Source organism: Synechococcus sp. PCC 7502, from assembly GCF_000317085.1.
GTDB lineage: Bacteria > Cyanobacteriota > Cyanobacteriia > Pseudanabaenales > Pseudanabaenaceae > PCC-7502.
On sequence record NC_019702.1, the window covers coordinates 2,077,069 to 2,098,377 of the forward strand.

General features: G+C 40.5%; 22 protein-coding genes and 1 pseudogene. 11 read left to right on the forward strand and 12 right to left on the reverse strand.

Features of this window, described 5'->3' with window-relative positions; all coding sequences use genetic code 11:
• Window positions 1–52: 52 nt before the first annotated feature.
• Complete coding sequence (locus SYN7502_RS10195; RefSeq protein ID WP_015168751.1) at window positions 53–442, reverse strand: type II toxin-antitoxin system VapC family toxin; 390 nt, start codon at window positions 440–442, stop codon at window positions 53–55.
• Window positions 426–635: a hypothetical protein gene (locus tag SYN7502_RS10200; RefSeq protein ID WP_015168752.1), complete on the reverse strand. Its 210-nt coding sequence runs from the start codon at window positions 633–635 to the stop codon at window positions 426–428. The genes SYN7502_RS10195 and SYN7502_RS10200 overlap by 17 nt, the downstream gene beginning before the upstream one ends.
• 179 nt (window positions 636–814) lie before the next feature.
• Between SYN7502_RS10200 and SYN7502_RS10205 the strand changes: the two genes are divergently transcribed.
• From SYN7502_RS10205 to SYN7502_RS10220, 4 genes and pseudogenes are all read left to right on the forward strand, one after another.
• On the forward strand, window positions 815–1,138 hold the full coding sequence (locus SYN7502_RS10205) for a hypothetical protein (RefSeq protein ID WP_015168753.1): 324 nt from the start codon (window positions 815–817) through the stop codon (window positions 1,136–1,138).
• Window positions 1,139–1,227: 89 nt separating this feature from the next.
• Window positions 1,228–1,830: pseudogene (locus SYN7502_RS20980) on the forward strand (transposase); the annotation flags it as partial.
• 311 nt (window positions 1,831–2,141) lie between these two features.
• Window positions 2,142–2,861 (forward strand): phosphoribosylaminoimidazolesuccinocarboxamide synthase, encoded by a 720-nt coding sequence (gene purC, locus SYN7502_RS10215; RefSeq protein ID WP_015168754.1) that lies wholly within the window; start codon window positions 2,142–2,144, stop codon window positions 2,859–2,861.
• A gap of 161 nt (window positions 2,862–3,022) precedes the next feature.
• Window positions 3,023–4,975: a BamA/TamA family outer membrane protein gene (locus SYN7502_RS10220; RefSeq protein ID WP_015168755.1), complete on the forward strand. Its 1,953-nt coding sequence runs from the start codon at window positions 3,023–3,025 to the stop codon at window positions 4,973–4,975.
• On the opposite strand, the gene SYN7502_RS10225 is transcribed toward SYN7502_RS10220, so the two are convergent.
• A complete protein-coding gene (locus SYN7502_RS10225; RefSeq protein ID WP_015168756.1) occupies window positions 4,976–5,734 on the reverse strand; it encodes a sterol desaturase family protein in 759 nt (252 codons plus the stop codon).
• 39 nt (window positions 5,735–5,773) lie between these two features.
• Here SYN7502_RS10225 and SYN7502_RS10230 point away from each other — a divergent pair, with 39 nt between their 5' ends.
• Complete coding sequence (locus tag SYN7502_RS10230; RefSeq protein WP_015168757.1) at window positions 5,774–6,556, forward strand: MOSC domain-containing protein; 783 nt, start codon at window positions 5,774–5,776, stop codon at window positions 6,554–6,556.
• 18 nt (window positions 6,557–6,574) lie between these two features.
• Here SYN7502_RS10230 and SYN7502_RS10235 read toward each other — a convergent pair whose 3' ends face one another.
• Window positions 6,575–7,159 carry a transposase gene (locus SYN7502_RS10235; RefSeq protein WP_371257757.1) on the reverse strand — a complete coding sequence of 195 codons (585 nt, stop codon included), beginning with the start codon at window positions 7,157–7,159 and terminating at the stop codon, window positions 6,575–6,577.
• Window positions 7,113–7,424, reverse strand: coding sequence for a transposase (locus SYN7502_RS10240; protein WP_041429164.1), 312 nt, complete (start codon window positions 7,422–7,424; stop codon window positions 7,113–7,115). Before SYN7502_RS10240 ends, SYN7502_RS10235 begins: the two co-directional genes overlap by 47 nt.
• 128 nt (window positions 7,425–7,552) lie before the next feature.
• Here SYN7502_RS10240 and SYN7502_RS10245 point away from each other — a divergent pair, with 128 nt between their 5' ends.
• Window positions 7,553–7,822 carry a BolA family protein gene (locus SYN7502_RS10245; RefSeq protein ID WP_015168758.1) on the forward strand — a complete coding sequence of 90 codons (270 nt, stop codon included), beginning with the start codon at window positions 7,553–7,555 and terminating at the stop codon, window positions 7,820–7,822.
• A 383-nt stretch (window positions 7,823–8,205) separates the two neighbouring features.
• Here the strand turns inward: SYN7502_RS10245 and SYN7502_RS10250 are convergent, their stop codons facing one another.
• On the reverse strand, window positions 8,206–8,769 hold the full coding sequence (locus tag SYN7502_RS10250; RefSeq protein WP_015168760.1) for a hypothetical protein: 564 nt from the start codon (window positions 8,767–8,769) through the stop codon (window positions 8,206–8,208).
• Between the two features lie 196 nt (window positions 8,770–8,965).
• On the opposite strand from SYN7502_RS10250, the gene SYN7502_RS10255 reads away from it, so the two are divergent.
• Window positions 8,966–9,655 carry a diacylglycerol/polyprenol kinase family protein gene (locus tag SYN7502_RS10255; RefSeq protein ID WP_015168761.1) on the forward strand — a complete coding sequence of 230 codons (690 nt, stop codon included), beginning with the start codon at window positions 8,966–8,968 and terminating at the stop codon, window positions 9,653–9,655.
• Between the two features lie 42 nt (window positions 9,656–9,697).
• Window positions 9,698–10,531: an isopenicillin N synthase family dioxygenase gene (locus SYN7502_RS10260; protein WP_015168762.1), complete on the forward strand. Its 834-nt coding sequence runs from the start codon at window positions 9,698–9,700 to the stop codon at window positions 10,529–10,531.
• 15 nt (window positions 10,532–10,546) lie between these two features.
• On the opposite strand, the gene SYN7502_RS10265 is transcribed toward SYN7502_RS10260, so the two are convergent.
• From SYN7502_RS10265 to SYN7502_RS10280, 4 genes are all read right to left on the reverse strand, one after another.
• Window positions 10,547–11,449, reverse strand: coding sequence for a cation diffusion facilitator family transporter (locus tag SYN7502_RS10265; protein WP_015168763.1), 903 nt, complete (start codon window positions 11,447–11,449; stop codon window positions 10,547–10,549).
• A gap of 62 nt (window positions 11,450–11,511) precedes the next feature.
• Window positions 11,512–11,802, reverse strand: a complete 291-nt coding sequence (locus SYN7502_RS10270) for a hypothetical protein (RefSeq protein WP_015168764.1) — start codon at window positions 11,800–11,802, stop codon at window positions 11,512–11,514.
• A 59-nt stretch (window positions 11,803–11,861) separates the two neighbouring features.
• Window positions 11,862–13,262: a sensor histidine kinase gene (locus SYN7502_RS10275; protein ID WP_015168765.1), complete on the reverse strand. Its 1,401-nt coding sequence runs from the start codon at window positions 13,260–13,262 to the stop codon at window positions 11,862–11,864.
• Window positions 13,207–13,884 carry a response regulator transcription factor gene (locus SYN7502_RS10280; RefSeq protein ID WP_015168766.1) on the reverse strand — a complete coding sequence of 226 codons (678 nt, stop codon included), beginning with the start codon at window positions 13,882–13,884 and terminating at the stop codon, window positions 13,207–13,209. Before SYN7502_RS10280 ends, SYN7502_RS10275 begins: the two co-directional genes overlap by 56 nt.
• A gap of 395 nt (window positions 13,885–14,279) precedes the next feature.
• On the opposite strand from SYN7502_RS10280, the gene SYN7502_RS10285 reads away from it, so the two are divergent.
• Window positions 14,280–14,813: a DUF2808 domain-containing protein gene (locus tag SYN7502_RS10285; protein WP_015168767.1), complete on the forward strand. Its 534-nt coding sequence runs from the start codon at window positions 14,280–14,282 to the stop codon at window positions 14,811–14,813.
• Between the two features lie 3 nt (window positions 14,814–14,816).
• Here SYN7502_RS10285 and SYN7502_RS10290 read toward each other — a convergent pair whose 3' ends face one another.
• On the reverse strand, window positions 14,817–15,470 hold the full coding sequence (locus SYN7502_RS10290) for a hypothetical protein (protein ID WP_015168768.1): 654 nt from the start codon (window positions 15,468–15,470) through the stop codon (window positions 14,817–14,819).
• Between the two features lie 263 nt (window positions 15,471–15,733).
• Window positions 15,734–17,389 (reverse strand): murein biosynthesis integral membrane protein MurJ, encoded by a 1,656-nt coding sequence (gene murJ / locus SYN7502_RS10295; RefSeq protein ID WP_015168769.1) that lies wholly within the window; start codon window positions 17,387–17,389, stop codon window positions 15,734–15,736.
• Between the two features lie 382 nt (window positions 17,390–17,771).
• Here murJ and glnT point away from each other — a divergent pair, with 382 nt between their 5' ends.
• On the forward strand, window positions 17,772–19,076 hold the full coding sequence (glnT, locus tag SYN7502_RS10300; RefSeq protein WP_015168770.1) for a type III glutamate--ammonia ligase: 1,305 nt from the start codon (window positions 17,772–17,774) through the stop codon (window positions 19,074–19,076).
• 187 nt (window positions 19,077–19,263) lie between these two features.
• Window positions 19,264–20,157, forward strand: a complete 894-nt coding sequence (glyQ, locus tag SYN7502_RS10305; RefSeq protein WP_015168771.1) for a glycine--tRNA ligase subunit alpha — start codon at window positions 19,264–19,266, stop codon at window positions 20,155–20,157.
• The last annotated feature ends 1,152 nt before the right edge of the window (window positions 20,158–21,309 follow it).

Consider the following 21,309-nt stretch of genomic DNA (forward strand, 5'->3'; position numbering starts at 1 on the left):
ATTCGTGTCTTGTCATTTGTCCTACCGTTAGTGCCACATTTTCAGATTTAAGCTAGCTTATTGTTTGTAGCCAAGAACAACTAGTAAGATGAACGTCAACCGTTGCTAATTTTAGATTGTAAAAAACTGCTGAAGCAACTATAAATCGATCAGCAGGGTCTTGGTGAGGTAGTTCAATCTGGCGACTTAGTAATGCGATGTCATTGTTTAAAGTGGCTTCATAAGTTCCTAAGTTTTTTAGGGCTAGATTTACCCATGTAGTCGTGTTAGGCTGCAAAGATATTCGGTTTTTCTCGGCAAGGATAATGGTCTCCCAGATGCTAATCGGACTGAGCCAAAGCCCATTATTCGGGTCTGCGATCACGTTTTGTAAATTAGTTGAAAGTTTCGGATTTTTCAGTAAATACCAAAGCCAAATGTGAGTATCAAGCAAAAGCTGCACTCAGTACCTCCCATTCTGTTATAGATAGAGATGGCTCAACAATATCCTCTACAATTTCCCCAGTTCCTTCCATACAACCAAAAGAGGCTCGTTTGCCATTTGCAGATAAAGATGCCATTAAAGTATTGATTAAATGTTGTCGCTCTGCCTCAGATAGGCTCAAAGCTTCTCTTTCTAACTCATGAAATTTCATAGTCTTTCTTCTCTTCTTGCTTGGGTTTCTTGGTATTTAGAGTTTAAGTTTACCATTTGGGATATTTGCTTCACTGAATTTAGAGCTTAGTAATTGTTTGAAACCGTTGCACAGTAATTACTTGACAAAAATAAATGGGGGGGGGTAAGGTTAGCTATCCTCTGTAATTTCTAAGTTTAATGCTTAAATCTCTTCTGACTGCTTCTTTAGCGGCAATTGGTACGACACTAGCTACACTTCCCGTTCACGCCTTATCTCTTTCAACAACCTTTGTAGCTGGTAATAGTAGTAATGGAGCTATGTTTGATGCCACTACTTTTGGTAATTCTCTCAAGGTTACTGGATTAGAAATAAATCAAAGTTCTATCAGCTTTTCTGGACCCGATCAGCTAGAAGTGTATATTAAGCCTGGGACATATATCGGTTCTGATACAAACCCCGCTGCTTGGACTTTAGTATCTCAGACTTTAGTTTCAGCCATTAGTGGTGCAGAAAAGTCTTAAAAGGGTTGACAGACACTGGTTTTCATAATGAGACAGGGAAAGGGGTAAAACATGAGATGCTCAAGTTCTCCAACAAAAGTTCTAATGCAATGCCCCACCTCTATCTTCAGCTACAAACACAACTGCGTCAATGGATTAAGCCAAAAGATCAAAGACATCTCCAAGGATTTTCCGAGGCAGTAGCAGCCATACTCCAATCAAAAAGTGCCTGCTTGAGCCATTGGCTACCGTACTTAAGCCATCGGAACTGCAAAGCAAGAAGTCAAATGGAAAGACTAAACTACCTTGTCCATAACCCACACATTATCGCTGAAACATTTTATAACTCACTGCTGAAGAACTTTCTGCAAGCATTTGTAGGAGCATCGTTAGAACTAGTTCTAGACACAAGTGTACTGTGGGATAAATTTTGTTTGATAGAAGTATGCTTAATTTGAGGAGGAAGATCGATAAGCCTAGCGCAAGTAGTTCTAGAACATGGTAGTGCCACAGTTGGGTTTGAGCATTATCGTCCAGTGCTAGAACAAGTCCTCACCGTATTACCAGCCCAGAGTAATGTCACTTTGCTAGCCGACCGAGGGTTTGAACACGGAGAATTAATACGTTGGCTTCAGCACAATCAATGGTCATGGGCAATTCGGGCAAAGACTAATCTACAAGTGACTTTATCGAGAGGTAAGACTAAAAGTGTAAAAGGCGTTGCAGATATAGGTATGAAATATACAAACCTTAGAAATTAAAGCTTATGCTGGATATTATTCCTAGCCTTTAAACAATATTTGGTTCATACTAAACTCTGCAACGCCCAGATTTTGCCTAAATTCAATCCTCTTCCTGCCTGTGCTTCTCAATCTAAACGAGAGCTGTTGGATTACCGTATTGAATTCTCTCGTGTTACTCCTGTCTCATTCTAAGACTTAAAAAGTTTTCTGCACCACTAAGGGTCTAAAGTGAAGATTTTAGAGTTAGAATCTTAGCCTAGTGTCAAGTTTGCATATAACGCATGAGTCAAAAACTTTACGAAGGCAAAGCTAAAATTCTCTACACCACAGATAAACCAGAGATTTTGTTAACGCATTTCAAAGATGATGCCACAGCTTTTAACGCCCAAAAGAAAGGACAAATTACCAGAAAAGGGGAAATTAACTGTGCGATCGCTACTCATTTATTTCAGTTTTTAGAAAATCAAGGTATTCCCACCCACTTCATTGCCCAGACTGCCCCTAACCAAATGGAAGTAGCCGCAGTCAAGATTTTACCTTTAGAAGTTGTCGTTAGAAATATTGCCGCAGGAAGCTTTGTTGCCCGCACAGGGATTACATCTGGAACTGTACTTAAGTATCCTCTTGTCGAATTCTTTTATAAAAATGATGACTTGGGTGATCCACTATTTACGGAAGACCATATTCAACTTTTAGAGCTTGCTACTCCCACACAGGTGACTCAATTAAAGCAAATGGCACTCACTATTAATCAATACTTACAACAATTTTTTAGCGATCGCCACCTAACCCTAGTAGATTTCAAACTAGAATTCGGGCTAGACAGTTCAGGGAAAATTCTATTGGCAGATGAAATTAGCCCAGATACCTGTCGCCTTTGGGATACTTTAACCACCGATCCAAAGCAAAAGATCATGGATAAAGATCGGTTTCGTCAAGATTTAGGTAATGTTGCAGCTGCATACGAAGAAGTTTTAGCTCGAGTAATGTCGCAAAATTGACGAAATCATGGATACTATTAAGGACTAAAAATAAAAACTTTTATAAAAGCTAAGGTCTGTATTAAAAATCAAGAACTTAATTAGCTAAAGTTAGTCACTTAGATAAGTTATTTTGATAAGTTGTAAATTGCTGTTTATTAATTGGTGTAGGTGAATTCAGTATGCGTTTAAGCCCTGTTATCTTAGCAGCCCTAGTCTCATCTAGTTTTGCATCTCTAATTAATCCATCCCAAGCGCAGCCAACTAAACCTACAGCCCCAACCACTCCCTTAACTACTCCTGTAGTTCCAACTACACCCACAACTCCAACCGCTCCAGAAACCCAAGTTTTGATTGGTGAGGTTGTAATTTTAACCCCAGATGGCAAGAGATTACCCCCTCAGCTAGAACAGGAAGTCTATGATGTCATTACTACTAAACCTGGTCGCCCTACCACTGCTAGTCAAATTCAACGCGATCGCGAAGCCGTGTTTGCTACTGGCTATTTTACGGGGCTACCTGACGTTGATCCCCAAGATACTGACATTGGCGTTCGAGTCGTATTTACAGTGCTACCCAATCCCATTCTGAAAGCAGTGAATGTGGAAGGAGCAACAGTACTTGAGGCTGGGGTTGTAGATCGGATATTTTCTCCTCAATATAATAAGATCACCAATCTTTCTACCTTACAAGCGGGAATTAAAGAATTAGAGAAATATTACCAAGACAGAGGATTTGTGCTTGCCCAAGTTGTGGATGTTAAGTCTCAACAAGACGGTAATGTGAAGTTAACCGTGGCAGAGGGGCAAATTGAAGATATTAAAGTTGGTTTCTTAAATGAAGATAACAAAACTCAAAATGCCGATGGTACGCCTGTGAAAGGTAATACCCGTGACTTTATCATTACCCGTGAACTCAATCTCAAGCAGGGGGATGTATTTAATCGAAATTCTGTACAGTCCGATCTACAAAAAGTCTATGGACTGGGTATATTCGATGATGTCAATGTGGGGCTAAATCCTGGTACCGATCCACGAAAGGTTGTGGTCACAATTAATGTAAAAGAACGCAATACTGGCTCAATTTCCTTTGGAGCGGGTTTAAGTTCTGCCACGGGATTATTTGGCACCTTTAGCTATCAACAGTCTAACCTTGGGGGAAATAATCAAAGAATTGGCTTCGAGACTCAAGTTGGAGAGAAAGAGTTACTATTTGATGTCAGCTTTACTGACCCCTGGCTAGCAGGTGACCCTAACCGTACTTCTTTCACTGCTAATATTTTTAATCGCCGTCTATTTAGCTTTGTGTTTGATAGTCCTGTAGGTATTCTTAATCCTAATTTTGATGCCAATGGTAATAGACTTGATGACATTAATCCCCGTGAAAATCGTCTGGGCTTTGGTTTTAGTTTTGCTCGTCCTATTACTAATACAATTAATGCTTCTGCGGGATTTAGGTATGAGCGGGTAACTATTACAGATGACAATGGTAATGTTTCTCCTTTTGATCGACTGGGTAATCAGCTTTCGATCAGTCCTTCGGGTACCGATGACTTATTTTTATTTCAGTTAGCAGCAGCCCAAGATTTACGCAATGATCCGACTAGACCAACCAGTGGTTCTGTACTACGTGTAGCCACCGAGCAATCTATTCCTCTGGGCAATGGCTCTATCTTTTTTAATAGAGTAAGGTTGAGCTATAGCGTGTTTTATCCCATTAGTTTAATTAATTTTTCTGAAGGTCCGCAAACCATTGCCTTGAACTTTCAAACGGGAACCGTAATTGGAACTTTACCACCCTATGAAGCATTTAGATTGGGAGGAAGTAACTCTGTGCGAGGTTGGGATGAAGGTAAAATCGGTACAGGACGTAGTTTTGCTTTGGTTTCAGCTGAATATAGATTTCCGATATTTTCCATTGTTGGTGGGGTATTATTTGCTGAGTATGGCACCGATCTTGGCAGTGCCAGTAGCGTACCAGGGAATCCCGCAGGTGTGAGAGGTAAGCCCGGTAGTGGGGGTGGTTATGGGATTGGGCTACGGGTAAACTCGCCTTTAGGGAATATTCGCATTGACTATGGGTTAGCAACTAATGGCGGAACTCAGTTTAGCTTTGGGATTGGGGAGAAGTTTTAATTAGTTCTTGGGCTCATTATTCTTAAAGGGATAGATAAGCTGCTGCCAATAATTTTGAGGAACAAAACTATCTATTCCGTAGCGATCAGGCATACGATTTTTGGGCAAATAGAAAGTACCAAATATTAGATCGATCGCTGGAAAGCCAGAGAAGTTACAACTTTTAGAATCATTGTTGTGATGCCAGTGATGAAACTCTGGTGTAGCAATTAGCCATCGTAAAATTGGGAAAGATAATTTAGTATTGGCATGGTTGAGGATCGGAAGAATTGCTGAAAAAATCAAATAAATTCCAAAGGTATCTTTATTAAATCCTAAAAAAAATAGAGGTAAGCCTACGGCAACATTTGTAACTATACCCTCGATAGGATGAATGCGGACAGATGCTAGCCAATCTAGTTCACTACTGCTGTGGTGAATGGTGTGAAATTTCCATAGGTAGGGGTTGGTATGTGCTAACCGATGAATAATGTAAAAGGATAGGTGTGCGATCGCAAAAGCCTCTAAAAATTGGAGCAAAGGTGGTTGAGAACACACGGCAAGCAGCCAAGGGAAATCCATAAATTTATAAAACAGAAGATATAAAGCGACAAAACCCACATAACTTCCAACATTAATTAAAAAATGGCTGATAAAAAAATGCACAACATCGGTGAACCAGCCCGACCGAAAGCGTTTTTGCTGTGGATTTAAGGGAAAATAATGCTCTATGGCACCGAAAAAAATACATAAAATGATAAAACCAATTACAATCTTCATAGATTTCCACCCCGTGATTCAGAGTTATATTCTGAGATTATGCCTTACCTTGATAAGATTTTTATCTATCCAATTAAGTCTCTAGATCGAGTTGAAGTATCTGAGATTGAAGTATTACCCAGTGGGGCTTTGGTGGGCGATCGCTCCTATGCCATGATTGATAATTCTGGGCAGTTTGTTAATGCGAAGCGTTATCCTAAAATTCACCTGTTGCGATCGCAGTTTGATTTAAAGCACAAAACCGTAGAAATTAAAATCCAAGGACAGGATCAGAATTTTTACTTTGATTTAAGCTCCGATGCAGGCACCAAAGATTTAGAAGAATGGATGAGTGGTTTTTTTGAATTTAAGGTAAACCTAATTAAAAACTTAGAAATGGGATTCCCTGATGATACCGAGTCTCCTGCTCCCACTATTACTAGTACTGCAACTTTAGAGATGGTTCAATCTTGGTATGGGGATTTGAGTTTGAACGAGGTACGGGCAAGGTTTCGGGCGAATTTAGAGCTTGCTGATGTGGAACCATTTTGGGAAGATCAATTATTTGCTCGTAAGGGTGATAATTCAAAATTTCAGATTGGGAATGTGGAATTTCTGGGTATTAATCCCTGCGCTCGGTGTGTGGTGCCAACTAGAAACCCTGAAACTGGTGAAGTTTATCCCAACTTTCAAAAAACATTTAGTAAGAAAAGGCAGGAACTTTTACCTGCTTGGGCAGAGCGATCACAGTTCAATCATTTTTATCGTTTGACTGTGAATACAAGACTTAGTAACCTAGGAGATGGAATTTTACGAAAGGGCGATCACATCACAATTTTATAGACTTTTATAGAGCCTGTTTCATATCTCATGAGTAGCAATTCTTTTTAGCATCAAACGAATAAAGCAAAGATTGAGTTTAGCTGTAGCATTAACGAGAGTTCTCTCAAAGTTCTTAACTAAGATTTTGCATCTTTCAACCCAAGCATTTGACCTTTCAATTACCCACCTTGTCGGCACAACTACAAACCCAGACAGACCTTTTTCTGCCTTCTGTTGCTTTGATACCTTAGGAGAAATTTCAAACCTAATCTTAGTCATAATCTCAGGATATATCTTCTCTAGTTCTTGGATCAGTTTCTCGATATGATAACCACTATCCAGCAATATCGTAGTTAGCGTAATGTCATCTGGTTTCGATTTGAAGTAATCAATGTTAATCGTTAACATCTCAATCAGTCCTTGGTCATCTGATACATTTGCTCTTGTTAAATAGGTAAAGAAAGGAAATCCCAGAGTGTCAACGGCTAAATGTCTTTTGATCCCGTTAGTTGCTTTGTAGGAGCAGAAGCCCTTGGATTCTATACTTGCATTACAAGTATTTTTCACTGCTTGTGAGTCAATGATGATTAAAGTTGTCCATTTTGATTTTTTTTGACTGTTCACGGGCTGTTGAATGCAAGGTTTCCATAATCGCAGTAAATGTACCTGTATCTTTCCACTCCTTGTAGTATCGATAGACTGTAGAGAATGGTGGTAAGTCTCGGGGCATATCTCGCCAATTACAACCGTTTTTGAGTTGGTAGAGTATGCCGTCTAAAATTTGTCTTTTTGTCCAAGTTGGCGGTCTAGTTTGCTTTTTCTTTGGGAGCAATGGTTCTATAATTTCCCATTCTTTATCTGTTAGGCTACTTGAGTATGGATTTAGCATTTTCTAAGTATCATACATCTTGCTCATAATAGATATGAAACAGGCTCTATAAACCATCATAAAATGAGGGTTGTGGGTTCTGTGCTAAATTAGCAACAAATTCACTAAAAATATAACTAAAAATCCCAATGGTTTCTACTGAAGATATTAAGTCTTTAATTTTACAAGCTTTACCTGATGCTCAAGTCGAAGTATTAGACCCCAATCGAGATGGTCAACATTTTGCGGCGATCGTGATTTCTGCTCAATTTGAAGGATTATCAATGATCAAGCAACATCGATTTGTCAATGATGCCCTCAAGGAATACCTAAATAGTGGTTTAGTCCATGCTCTACAGCTTAAAACCTATAGCCCTAGTCAATATCAGCAGACCAATTTTAGGGTCGAGATTAGCTAAAAAATTAGACTAAGCATATAGTCTCAATAGGTGTTTCATCTTTACCTCGCTTTATCACATCTGAATTTTTGCATGACAGAACACCCCTGTTGTCCATCCCATCTGACGGACTGATTCGTAACATTTTTCCTCATCGATTAGATGGGTTAAGTTCACACTCAGCATAGTGTTAGCTGCTTCTGGGTTTCGCTACAGTATTATCAAACTCTTCCTTTCTTTCACCTTCCCGAAATACCTATTGAGCCTCTTTTTTAACTTTCCGCTTCTATACAGTCTTTTATGAGTTTGTGTATTACGGAGCTTGAACCTCTGCGTGGTGTGCAGCCCCATACCCCAACGTATTACTTGGTCGTAAAATAGGTTGTAATTTTCCAGTGAAAATGTTACTCGCTTAATTCATAATTGGAGTTAATCAAACTTGACTCTAGTTCTCTTTGTTCAGATTCAGCAACATCTATGGCAACCGTGGGCAGGGCTGCTCCTGTCAGTCCACGTTTAATCCGTTCAGGGGTATAACTACAAGTTACAAATAAAGGATAAAGATATTCGCCCTTATCATTCATAATCTGATGATGCTTCCAGGGGAGTAGCCAACTATACTCATTGCCAAGTATTACTTCTACCTGCCGCCACCGATTTAATAACTCAGAAAATTCTTCGTTGGGACGATGGATAAAGATAAATACCTCCCTCCCCGTTTTAATTTTCCACTCTGGGTCACACATAAGCAGAGCAACATCGCACATTAGTTGAAAGTTTTGATCATTTTCTTTGTAGTTAGATATTTTAACCACAGGTAATGGGATTGTAATTACACTATCCGTAGCTCGACGTAGGCTGGGAATCAACTCAAAATATGGTCTATAGCGTTTGAGTAAATTAATCGCTTCTAATTGATTGCTATAGGCGCAAAGTAAGGTTTCATAAAGAACTTGATCATTTGTCATTTTGACCTCATTGCCGTTAAATGCTGGCAAATATACGGATAAATAGTTGAGGATTGCGCTACTAGCACAGAGTTTGAGGTAAATTTAATAAAAGTTTGTCTAATCTTTATTCAATATAGCAATTTCTAACCTCGATCATGAGCATTTTAATATGCAGCAAGATAAATAATTTAACCAGCAAGCTTGATAGATTAATATGCCTGATTTAATTTCGTCTCCTTTTCCTCTATGGCTTCAAGTTGGGGCGATCGCCATTTGGCTAGGAGGTGTATTACTAATTGCAGAAATTTTACGGCAGTGGAAAGGTGAGTCAGAGCTAGTTCGTAAAGTTGTTCATATTGGCACGGGAAATATTATTGTTTTGGCTTGGGGTTTAGGTATTCCCTTGTGGGTGTGCCTAATTGCCTGTGTTAGCTTTTGCATTATTACTTATATCTCTTATCATCAGCCGATTTTGCCAATGCTGAATAGCGTGGGACGTAAGACCTTGGGCGTATTTTATTATGCTGTGAGTATTACCTGCTTGGTGGTGTGGTTTTGGAGTATTAAGCTACCTGAATATGCTGTGGTGGGTGTATTGGTGATGGCGTGGGGCGATGGCTTAGCTGCCTTAATTGGGCAAAAATGGGGCAAACATCCTTACCTATTTATGGACAGTAAAAAAACTTGGGAAGGCTCTTTAGCTATGCTAGTTACCAGTTATATAGTGACGGTTGTGGTTTTGGCGATCGCTGGTCAATTTTCATGGTTAATTCCTCTACCTGTGGCGATCGTGGCAACTTTGTTTGAAGCAATTTCACCGGGGGGAACAGATAATTTGACCGTACCTTTAGGGAGTGGATTTCTCTGCTATGGTTTATCGATGATGGCGGGGATTGTCGGTTAAAGAATTTTATCCTTAAGTATATTCAGAGCCAGATTTAGCAATATGCAATTTCCTCAGGTTAACTATACAGATCAAATTGCGCCGCAGTTATTGGCAGAGGCACTCCATAATATTGGCTTTGTCGTACTTTCCGATCATCCCATTGATGCCCAGCTAATTAGTGATGTTTATACCGAGTGGGCAGAGTTTTTTAATTCCCCAACTAAAACCCTTTATACTTTCAAGCCAGAAATTCAAGCGGGTTATTTCCCTTTCCAAACTGAAACAGCTAAGGGATATTCCCAGCCAGATTTAAAGGAGTTTTTCCATCTGTACAAATCCCATAATTTACCCAAGGGGATGAGCGATCGCAGTTGGCAATTATTTCAAAGTTTAATTAACCTTGGCGAAGAGTTATTAAGTTGGATTGAGTCAGTTTCCCCCGATGTGGTGCGTGACAATTTAACTATGTCCCTTGAAGGCATGATTAAAAATAGTCAAGAGAATTTATTACGAATTCTGCACTACCCGCCTCTAACTTCAGAATACACTGATGGTGCAATTCGAGCCGCTGCTCATGAGGATATTAATTTAATCACTTTGCTGCCTGCCGCTACTGCCACAGGGTTACAGGTTTTGGATAATTTTGGAGTTTGGCATGATGTGCCTTCAAATTTGGGTGATATTGTCATTAATGTTGGTGATATGTTGCAGTTAGCAACCGGGGGCTATTACCGCTCCACAACCCATAGGGTAATTAATGGTGAATCTGCTCATATTTCTCGCTACTCCATGCCGATGTTTCTCCATGCCCGTCCTGAGGTGGTTTTATCTGGGACAAAAACTGCTAGGGAATATCTACAAGAACGGTTACGAGAGATTGGTTTAATAAAATAGCCTTTAAAAAGAAAGTTAATTTAATTTTTCATCATCCCAAGATACTGGGTCTTCTATCGGTTCTAAGTGGGTAAATACATGGGTTTCTGGTAGGGCTAAAGCGATCGCCTGTTCAATTTCTTCGCAAATATCATGTCCTTTCTGCACTGTCCATTCGCCGGGTACAAGGATGTGAAAGGAGACAAACCGATGGGAGCCTGCAACTCTAGTCCGCATACAGTGAAACTGGATACCTTGGCGATCATAGGGAGAAAGAATATCCGTAATCAATTGCTGTTCTGTATGGGGAATTGCCGCATCTAAAAGAGCAGAGCCACTTTCCCCAATGAGCTTAACGCCTGTCCAGACAATATTAACCGCCACAAACAAAGCCACAATCGGGTCAAGTACTAACCAACCTGTTAAGGGTACGAGTAATAGTCCTAGAATCACACCAACGGAAGTCCAAACATCAGTAAGTAAATGATGGGCATCGGCGCGTAGAGTAATAGACCGCAACCGCTTTCCTGCTTTTAGTAGTATTAATGCCAATCCACCGTTTATGAGTGATGCTACAAAGGAAAGTGCTAGTCCTATGCCAAATTGCTCTAAGGGTTGGGGATGAAATAGTCTCTCTATAGCAGCGATCGCAATACTGACAGCAGCAACTAAAATTAAAGCTCCCTCTACGCCACTGGAAAAATATTCAGCCTTAGAATGACCAAAGGTATGTTCTTGATCTGGGGGCTTCGCAGCATAGGTCAATGCCCACACAGCAACTATGGCGGCAACTAAATTAACACCTGACTCCAAGGCATCGGAAAGTAGCCCAACTGAACCAGTGAGTAAATATGCACCTAATTTGAGGGCAATTGTCATTACTGCCGCACCAATAGACAGAAACGCATAAAAACGGGCTGATTTGCTACTTTTTTTCATGAAAGCGTTCCTATAATCTGGATTTGCTAATAATCTTAAGGTGTCTTAACTGCTGTCTTACTTTAGGATTTCTTAGGATTACGGCGGAATATACCAGTTAGAGAAATACCACTAACCAAAAGCCCAATCAACCCCAAACCACTTAAGATTGGATAAAATGCCTGCAAGTTAAAGATGGCACCTGTGTGTAAATCAAGCAAAAATCCCCGTGATAGGTGAATATCCAGAAATTGCCATTGCTCTTCTATGGTTACTGCCATGCCAGTTAGCACAATTAAGGTGAATGGAATCGCAATAATTATGGCAATCAGACGATGGAACTTGCGGAATAATTGGATGAGCTTAGCATTCATAGCAAATTCAAGAAGTTAATGCTCCAAGTTTATCATTAGTACCTCAGCAGTTAAGATACCTAAGCCGATGGTAAAACCAATGTGAAGCAACTACCGACATTGAGTTGGCTAGAGACAAAAATTTCCCCTTTGTGCATGCGGGCGATCGCTTGGGCAATTGCTAGACCCAGACCTGAACCTTCCTCAAAATATGAACGGGCTTGATCGGCACGCCAAAAACGGTCAAATACCCTATTAATTTGGTTAGGGGCAATCCCAATTCCAGTATCTTCAACTTTGATAGTGATTACGGTATCAGTTTTTAAGAGACTAACCCTGACCTCACCACCACTAGGAGTATATTTAATGGCATTATCAATTAAGTTTAGTAATAGTCTCCTTAAGTTACTAGCATCACCCTGAACCCCAAAATCCCCTGACCATTGCCCTTGAGATTGTAGAGAGATATGTTTTGCGATCGCCATGGGTTCCAATAATTCTAGTAAATCTTCTAAAACCTCATCAACAGGAATTGTAATAGCAATAGGAGCCAGAGGGTGTGTATCCATCCGATCTAAGAGTAGTAAATCCTCCACCAGTTGTCCCATTTGATGGGTAGCACTAACAATTGCCTCTAGTTTATTCACATAACTAGCATGAACTCGTTCAGGATGGCTTTGTATGACCTCTACCGCAGTTCTAATGGCAGTTAGGGGACTTCGCAACTCATGGGAGGCATCGGCTGTAAATTGTTGTAATTGTCGGATACTTTTCTCAATTGGCTGTAGCGATCGCTGAGTTAGCCACAAACCTGTACTGGCGATTAAAACCAAAGAAATACCACCCCCAATTTGCAATCCCATTAGTAATCGAGATAACTCATCAGCAGTGGGAATGCTAACTCGCACATAGCCGTACAAGACTTGTTTTGGGGGCTTAGAACTGGACATATATACTGGCATGGTTAAGGAGCGCAATCCATTTTCTTGGAAGGTCTGGAGACTTTTACCCAAGGGTCGGCTTGGTATGCGCTCGCCCGTACTCGCTAATTGCTTCCCCTGAGAGTCAAACCATTCTACAGTTTGGTGATTGCGGCGCAGGTCTTGCCAAGGAATTTCTAGCTCACCATCATTATCAAGGTTATGCAGAGTTTGGGTTACCACTAGATTTTTACTCATTTTGCCTGAGAGGGCATTGGGTAAGCTGTGAGCAGCAGCAGTAGCTAGGGTTGATAATTCCTGATCTAACTCACGATAGAGATTTTGGGCAAAAAACTGATACACAGCGATCGCTGAGACTCCCATAATTGCCAACATCGTAAACGTATAGGGTAATAACAATCCCCATGTCAAGTTAGAGAGAAAGGGTATTTTCGGATAAAGGCTTCTGGTTTTTCCTACGGAATAATATTTATATTTTATTCTTTTAAACACCCTGCTTAAGGCGGTATCCCAACCCATATACAGTTTCGATAAAATCATGACTCGCGTTTACAGCTTTGAGTTTTTGTCTTAATCCCCGAATATGGACTTTAACCGTTTCCTGACCGGGCGGGTCTTCCGATGACCACAGATGATCCAAAATATCGTTGCGACTAAGCGTACGACCATTATGACGTAAAAGTAATTCCAAAAGCATGTATTCCTTCGGAGTTAAAAAAAGTGGGTGATCGCCATAGGTAACCTTACAGGTAGCTGGATCAAGTTGCAGATCACCACAGACTAAAATTGGTGAACTTGATCTGGTTCCCCGCCGCAGTAAGGCTCGAATCCTTGCTAATAACTCCTTTAGATCAAAGGGTTTAATCACATAATCATCAGCCCCCACATCTAAGCCTGATACCTTATCACTGCTAGTGTCCTTGGCTGTTAACATCAATACGGGCATAGTATAGCCAGCTTGACGCAATTGATGACATAGGGAAATTCCATCTAGCTTTGGTAACATTAAATCTAATACCACCAGATCGTAGGGGAAAGTTTTAATCAGTTCCCACCCCGCTAGCCCATCGATGGCAGTATCAACGGCATAGTGGCGATCGCTCAAAGCTTCAACCAAAGACATTAAAATTCTCTGATCATCTTCAACCACTAATATTTTCATGACATATTTTCATGGCAAAATTTTTATAGATTGACGAGCTAAGAATAGCGACTTAGATAAGTAGGAACTGATAATTCAATTTTAATTAATGGATTTTATGGATTTTAAAGACCTGATCCTGATCAGGACTTACGCAGCATAAAAGAAAAACCTAGATTTAAAAGGGGTTTGGGGCAAAGTCCCAACTGAGGGCGTAGCCTCAAACTCCCTTCTACCATTACTTTATAAATTTGAGTGCGTAAGTCCTACCTGATAATAAGATCACAGATAAAAAATGTGGTCAATAACTTTAATGGGACTACAGAAATATTAATAATGTCAGTGCTAGACTAGTCCCTAAGGAGATTGCTACCTGAACTACTAAATTAGTTCTAATCAGTTTTATAGAGGGAATTATGGATCGCCTAATCTATCCTGTAATCTATAATTTAGGATTTGCCTTAACTTTATTCGCTGTGCTACCTATTGGTGCTAGTGAAGCTGTACGTTTGCGTGATGGTAAAACCTATTTTAATCAAGTTCCGCAACTGGTGGATGCCTACACCACCCAAAATCTTGTTAATGTTACCAATGCCGTTTATTACTTCAAAGTTTCTGTGCCTAAGGATGCGGGTGAATCTTTGCAAAGGCTAGAGATTAAACCCTATAAGTCCCTTGATGACGTTAATTTTGAAGTTGATAATACAGTTAATAACCCAACAGGGATAGCGATCGCTCAGGATCAAGACAAAAATATTACCGTGGTATTTAATCCTGCCATTGCTCCGGGTGAAACCATTAATATTCCCCTACGGGCAGTGCGTAATCCCCGATACGGAGGAGTCTATTTATTTGCAGTAACAGCTTTTCCCCAAGGCGATACCGCCCACGGACAGTTTTTAGGTTATGGGCGACTTAATTTTTATGACAGCGATCGCTTTGGTTATTAAATATTAAAAGTTATCCCTAGTTGTGAAGGTGATGTTGTTTCTAGTCACAATAGTAAAAGGAGTAGAGGGTTCAATGACCACAACTTGAGGGGCTGTAACATTTCCAACGATGACCCCTGCGGCAGCTCCACCGAGGATTTTTTCCGTAGAAATCGAGCGATCGCCAAAAATCCCACCTAAAAGCGCTCCAGCCAAACCACCAATCGCTGCATCACCGGCAATGGAACCAACTCCAGTTTCACGGGGGTCTTTAACATCATTGATTAGGTCGGATTCAGCCAATAGTCTTACGGTTCCACCTCTGCTAGTCAAGGTTTTAGCCACAAATTTTGCACCACCAGATACTGGGACAAACTCACCGCCAATGATCGCACCTTCAGGGATTAAAACGGTACCGTTAGCTGAGATTACATCTTGATCAACACGGAGGTCTGCGGTTTTTCTTTCACCTTTGCCGATATATAAGGTTTCAGAACTGTCTAGCCTAACTTCAATGCTTTCCCCTGCTCTTAATACTGAATTTTGGCGAAATACTTGAGCTATTTTAAAATTACGACTGGGATTAAACTGATTACTCTCTGCCTGAATGGGTGGGATATGCACGGCTCCACTCACGATCGCAGTTAGCACTAAGGATGAAATAGCTTTAGATAACATAGAATAACCTCCGTCTGAACTTATACACAACATGACCAAATGCGATCGCTTTCAGTTCCCATTTTAGTGATAACGGTTGAATTCATCGCATCATAACAAAAAGCCTATTTCTCCATTCCATCTGTCATTCGTCAATTTATCTTAGAAAATCTCTTACAACCTCTACCAACCTGAATCCATACATCGTCATTTCTCTAAATGCGTAAGTCCTATATCAAATCAAACTAACCACGGAAATTAAGAGCGGAGGTAATGCGGTTAAACTAGCTAGGACGGAAAAATTTTTGTTTGACTAGGGAAACTAATCCTTTTATCTCTGGTAATTTCATTTGCCAAGTTAAGACTGAGAATATTACTAAACCAACCAAACTCGCCAAACCTAATTGGATTAATTGCCATAACAAACCTTGATTTAGGCTTGGGGTAGCGACTAAGACTAGCCAACTACCAATACCAGCTAAAAAACTAGCCCCCGTTAATCCCAAAATTAGTAGGCTCCATTCTTGCCAAGGTAATCCATTCAGCCTACGATCTAAAAAATATAGTAAGGCAATCATAGAGGTAATATTCACACCTACGGTTGCTAATACTAAACCCGGCGCTCCGAACCTTTGTACTAGTAGATAATCAAACAGCGCATTCAAAAAAATATTGATAACACTAATGCGAAAAGGGGTATCACCATCACCGAGGGCATAAAATACCCGTATTAAAATATCCCTTGCCAAGTACACAAACATGCCAACCGCATAGGCAACTAAAACCGCAGCCGTTAGCTGGGAAGCTTGGTTATTAAAGGCGTAGCGTTCATATACTACTCTGGATATGGGTAGAGCCAGAGCAATCATTAAAGCACTTAGAGGCAACATGGTTAGAGCAGTGAGAATTAACCCTTGGCGAATCCTTTGTTTTAATTCATCCCAATCACTAGGATCGGTGAGCTTTGATAGAACTGGGAATAGAGGTACAAGGATTACACTAGATAAAATCCCTAACGGTGTTTGAATTAATAACCCTGCATAGCCCATTGCTGATACTGCCGCCGCCGCATTGGGAATAAAAGAGGCAAAAAATAAATCTGTCCAAACGTTAATTTGCAGCATTCCAGAGGAAAAAGTAGCAGGTGCCATAATTTTAATTACAGCTTTAACTTCGGGACGTTGCCAATCAAAGCGTAGGCGTAAACCTCCCATTCCCGATCGCCACTGAGTCGGAATTTGGACAAGCCATTGCAAAACAGCCCCTGCTAAAGTTGACCATGCCAATACTGCGCCACCTAAAACTGCATATTCTGGTGATAAAATCTTGCTCCCCAACGTCCAAGCCAAGCCCCCAATTCCTACTAGTACCGTAAGGCTGGAAAACAAAGGACTAACCGAAGGTAACCAGTAAGCATCCGCAGCATTAAGTGCGCCAAATCCTATGCCGATTAAGCCAGCGAGTACCGCCATCGGTGCCATAATTTGCAGTTGCTGAATGGCAATATCTCTAGTGATCCTTAGATCAGCGATCGCCGCCAGATCAAAACCCTTAGCCCGCAGTTCTGATTCCGCAATAAATAAACCCGGAGCAGCAAGATGCATTAACGGCTCTGCAAAGATCATAATTGCTAATGTTACCAGCAATAAAATTCCCGTAACGAGGGTGGTAATAGTCTCCATAATCGGAGCAACATCTTGACGATCATGCTTAGACAAGACACTAACGATCGCACTATGGAAAGGTCCATTAATTCCGCCCAGTAAAATTAGCAAAAACCCCGGAATTACATAGGCAAAGTTATAAGCACCATAGGCGGTTCCATTACCAAATGCAGCAGCGATCGCCACTTGGCGTAGTAATCCTAAAACTTTACTGAGCAGGGTTGCAACCGCAACAATTCCCGCAATACTGACAAGGGATTTAGATTTAGCTGTCATTACTAGTTCAAAACCCTAAATTTATGAGCTTAAGCATAGCTGGTAGTTGCGTTAATTCAATGTCAATTATGTTTTGAGATGTTAATTATAGGGGCTAACTTTACAGCAAAATTAATTTAGTATACAGCAATACTAAATCAGTTAAGAATTAGGTTCAAATCCCCGAATTTATTTTGCGATTAATCTTGAGATTAAATTAAGCGCCATTATTGTTCAGGCGATCGCACTCACTAGAAACTACACCACAAATCACAGATGTACTTTTTTGACAGTATTAAATGAATCAAAGATCAGAAAAATTATTTGGTAGTTTATTTGAGCTACATTTTTACTCTATAGAAATCTTTATTCAGACTGCTTAGGTAAACTTAGGTAAATAAATATGACCAGCCTCAGCACCATAGCTCAAGCCAAAGGAATTCGGTATTTTCTCATATCTTTTACAGATTTATTTGGCATCCAAAGGTCTAAACTCGTCCCAACGGCAGCAATTGATGATATGGCAGCTAATGGTGCAGGATTTGCTGGTTTTGCCACATGGTTGGACATGACCCCTGCTGATGCCGATCTGTTTGCTATTCCCGATCCCAAAAGTCTTTTCCAGTTACCTTGGCAACCTGAAGTTGCGTGGCTGCCTGCGGATTTGTATATGAATGGGCTACCCGTTGATCAAGCTCCCCGCCTAGTCTTAAAACGTGTGTTGGGGGAAGCCAAGGCTATGGGCTATCGCATCAAAACGGGTGTGGAGTGTGAGTATTTTCTGTTATCTGCCAACGGTGATCAAATTTCCGATCCCCGCGATCGCGCCAGTAAACCTTGCTATGACCAACAGGCATTAATGCGCCGCTATGACATTATTGCGGAAATCTGCGATGCTATGCTGACTTTGGGCTGGGGAGCCTATCAAAATGATCACGAAGATGCCAATGGACAGTTTGAGATGAACTGGAGCTATGCCGATGCTCTAATCACTGCTGATCGCCATGCTTTCTTTAAATACATGGTAAAAGCGATCGCCGAAAAACATGGTTTCCGTGCCACCTTTATGCCCAAGCCCTTTGCTCACTTAACTGGCAACGGCTGCCATACCCATTTGTCTGCATGGAGTCTAGATGGAGACCAAAATCTTTTCCATGATCCCCAAGGAGAATTAGGATTATCAGAGATCGCTTACCAGTTTATTGCAGGAGTTCTCCACTCAGCCGAGGCAATCTGTGCAATTACAAATCCTACCGTTAACTCTTACAAGCGTATTAATGCCCCAGTTACGACTTCAGGAGCCACATGGTCGCCAAATACCATTAGCTATACGGGCAACAACCGTACCCACACGATCCGTATTCCCGAAGCAGGACGGTTTGAGTTCCGATTACCTGATGGGGCAGCAAACCCCTATCTTTTACCCGCCGCATTAATTGCCAGTGGTCTTGATGGCATTAAGCATCAACGCTCACCGGGAAAACGTTACGATCACAATGCTTATACCGATCCCCTACCCGTAGGTACATTAAAGCAATTACCTAGCAATTTACTGGATGCCCTGCGGTGTTTAGAAACTAACGCAATTTTGCCCACAAGTTTGGGCGCAGATTTTGTCAAATCCTATTTAAAGCTAAAGTACCGCGAATGGAGTGATTATGGCGATCGCATTACCCCTTGGGAGTTAGAAAATACACTGGATTGCTGAGCTTATTGTTTCATCAGATATTCAACTTTCCTCAGAACTAGCTCTTAGGACTAGGAACTAAATAATATTTAGACTATTAAATCGCCATTAAATATTGGTATTTAAATTTGGTATAAATAGAAAGCTTATAAAATTCGAGCTTTCAAAGCTATAACTTTCCAAAATAACTTTCCAATTTATAACTTCTGTGGACTTTCAGTCAGTAATTCTAGCTTTACAATCCTTTTGGGGCGATCGCGGTTGTTTAATTGCCCAGCCCTACGATACCGAAAAAGGAGCAGGTACTATGAGTCCTCATACTTTTTTGCGGGCGATCGGTCCCGAGCCTTGGCGTGTAGCATACGTCGAGCCTTGCCGTCGTCCTACGGATGGTAGATACGGTGAGAATCCCAACCGTCTTCAGCATTATTATCAATTTCAGGTACTGATTAAGCCCTCACCCAATGATATTTTAGAGCAGTATTTAGAGAGTCTTAAATTTATTGGTGTTAACCCTGCTGATCACGACGTTCGTTTTGTTGAAGATGACTGGGAGTCTCCAACTTTAGGTGCATGGGGCGTAGGATGGGAAGTCTGGCTCGATGGTATGGAAGTTACTCAGTTTACTTATTTTCAGCAAGTAGGTGGGCTTGATTGCCGCCCAGTTGCGGTGGAAATTACCTACGGACTAGAAAGGCTAGTCATGTATCTACAAGGTGTTAATTCGGTATTTGATATTACATGGCAAGAGCATCCAGCCTTGGGCAAAGTAAAGTATGGACAAGTGCATCATCAAGGAGAAGTAGAGCATAGCTACTATAACTTTGGTAAAAAAAATAATGACTCAAGCCTACTCCTAGCTTTATTCAATTCCTACGAACAGGAAGCAGGTAACTTAATTTCTGATGATTTGGTTTTACCCGCCTTTGATTATGTGCTTAAGTGTTCTCATACTTTTAATTTACTCGATGCTAGGGGTGTGGTTTCCGTAACTGAACGAGTAAGATATATTGCCCGTATTCGTAATTTAGCTCGTCAAGTTGCCAAACTGTATTTAACCCAAAGAGAAAAAATGAACTTTCCCCTTGGTAATTGCCTTTAGCCATCTATGTTCCCATCTTTAGAATCTATTTAAGGAAGTATTTATACTTGACACAGGGAGAATATTACCAATAAAAAAATGCGCCAACCTTACGATAGTGACTTAACAGATCAAGAATGGGAAATAATTGTGCCAATGTTGCCAAAAGCATTCAAGCTAGGGAGACCAGCAACTGTTAATATGCAATGGTAAATAGGCTGTACATGGCAAAACTTATCCCCACCATACTCAAAAGTATATTTTTACTTCCGAAGATGGACAATCATTGGGTTAATCACAAAAATCAATTGAAAATTAAGAGAACAAATAAGGGTAGAGAACGGGAGAGAAGCAACACCAAGTTTATCAAGTCTTGATAGTCAAACAGTAAAGACAACTGAAAGTTCAGGAAGTTGAGGTTTTGATGGCGGGAAAAAGATAAAGGGCAGAAAGTGATACATCATCATAGACACCTTGGAATTATTGATAGGCGTATTTGTACATACTGCTGCGGGGAAAGAGCAGGTGCAAAACTTCTACTATCAAGGATAAAAAAGATACTGGTAGATAAAGGATATTCTGGGGCAGAGATGACTGATTGGGGTAAGGATAAGTTTAATTGGATCTGGGAGGCGAGTAAAAGTTCAGATAACCAGAAAGAGCTTATACCAGAATTGAAGCGTGAACCTTCGCATGGTTAGGTAAATGTCGGAGGTTAAGTAAAGACTATGAGTATCACGAAAAAATATCTGAGTCCTTTATATGACTTGAAAGGGAACCTGCAATAGAAATAATAATGGTGATGGTTTAGGCATTTTGTGGCTGGGCTTGTTATTCAATTGCTGAATCAAAACGTCGAAATAAAGAGCTATACGCATTACTAGAAGTGCTATATTCTAGCGAGTAGTAGACTTTATCTTGCCAAAGGGAAAAAATTTAGGTTTAACCTTCACAGATGAAGAAATAGAAAGACTATACCTTAACACTTAATAGACTTTACTTTATTACAAGACTGAAAGCAAAGAGTTAATAAGGAATTTAATTCTTGTTTATGAGTATTATGAGACATCTCATCACAATTATATGACTACCATTAATTGAAAGTTCAGACTATATTAGGACTTACACATTGACAAAAATGGCGATGTATGGATTCAGGTTGGCGCAGGTTGT

Bases quoted from the DNA above. Each gene is read 5' to 3' on its own strand.
- murJ (WP_015168769.1), bottom strand. From the start codon at position 17,389: ATGACAGCTAAATCTAAATCCCTTGTCAGTATTGCGGGAATTGTTGCG.
- SYN7502_RS10260 (WP_015168762.1), top strand. From the start codon at position 9,698: ATGCAATTTCCTCAGGTTAACTATACAGATCAAATTGCGCCGCAGTTA.
- SYN7502_RS10250 (WP_015168760.1), bottom strand. From the start codon at position 8,769: ATGACAAATGATCAAGTTCTTTATGAAACCTTACTTTGCGCCTATAGC.
- SYN7502_RS10270 (WP_015168764.1), bottom strand. From the start codon at position 11,802: ATGAATGCTAAGCTCATCCAATTATTCCGCAAGTTCCATCGTCTGATT.
- SYN7502_RS10265 (WP_015168763.1), bottom strand. From the start codon at position 11,449: ATGAAAAAAAGTAGCAAATCAGCCCGTTTTTATGCGTTTCTGTCTATT.
- glnT (WP_015168770.1), top strand. From the start codon at position 17,772: ATGACCAGCCTCAGCACCATAGCTCAAGCCAAAGGAATTCGGTATTTT.
- SYN7502_RS10280 (WP_015168766.1), bottom strand. From the start codon at position 13,884: ATGAAAATATTAGTGGTTGAAGATGATCAGAGAATTTTAATGTCTTTG.
- SYN7502_RS10225 (WP_015168756.1), bottom strand. From the start codon at position 5,734: ATGAAGATTGTAATTGGTTTTATCATTTTATGTATTTTTTTCGGTGCC.
- SYN7502_RS10205 (WP_015168753.1), top strand. From the start codon at position 815: ATGCTTAAATCTCTTCTGACTGCTTCTTTAGCGGCAATTGGTACGACA.
- SYN7502_RS10240 (WP_041429164.1), bottom strand. From the start codon at position 7,424: ATGCTAAATCCATACTCAAGTAGCCTAACAGATAAAGAATGGGAAATT.
- SYN7502_RS10220 (WP_015168755.1), top strand. From the start codon at position 3,023: ATGCGTTTAAGCCCTGTTATCTTAGCAGCCCTAGTCTCATCTAGTTTT.
- SYN7502_RS10230 (WP_015168757.1), top strand. From the start codon at position 5,774: ATGCCTTACCTTGATAAGATTTTTATCTATCCAATTAAGTCTCTAGAT.
- SYN7502_RS10245 (WP_015168758.1), top strand. From the start codon at position 7,553: ATGGTTTCTACTGAAGATATTAAGTCTTTAATTTTACAAGCTTTACCT.
- SYN7502_RS10255 (WP_015168761.1), top strand. From the start codon at position 8,966: ATGCCTGATTTAATTTCGTCTCCTTTTCCTCTATGGCTTCAAGTTGGG.
- SYN7502_RS10285 (WP_015168767.1), top strand. From the start codon at position 14,280: ATGGATCGCCTAATCTATCCTGTAATCTATAATTTAGGATTTGCCTTA.
- SYN7502_RS10290 (WP_015168768.1), bottom strand. From the start codon at position 15,470: ATGTTATCTAAAGCTATTTCATCCTTAGTGCTAACTGCGATCGTGAGT.
- SYN7502_RS10275 (WP_015168765.1), bottom strand. From the start codon at position 13,262: ATGATTTTATCGAAACTGTATATGGGTTGGGATACCGCCTTAAGCAGG.
- SYN7502_RS10200 (WP_015168752.1), bottom strand. From the start codon at position 635: ATGAAATTTCATGAGTTAGAAAGAGAAGCTTTGAGCCTATCTGAGGCA.
- purC (WP_015168754.1), top strand. From the start codon at position 2,142: ATGAGTCAAAAACTTTACGAAGGCAAAGCTAAAATTCTCTACACCACA.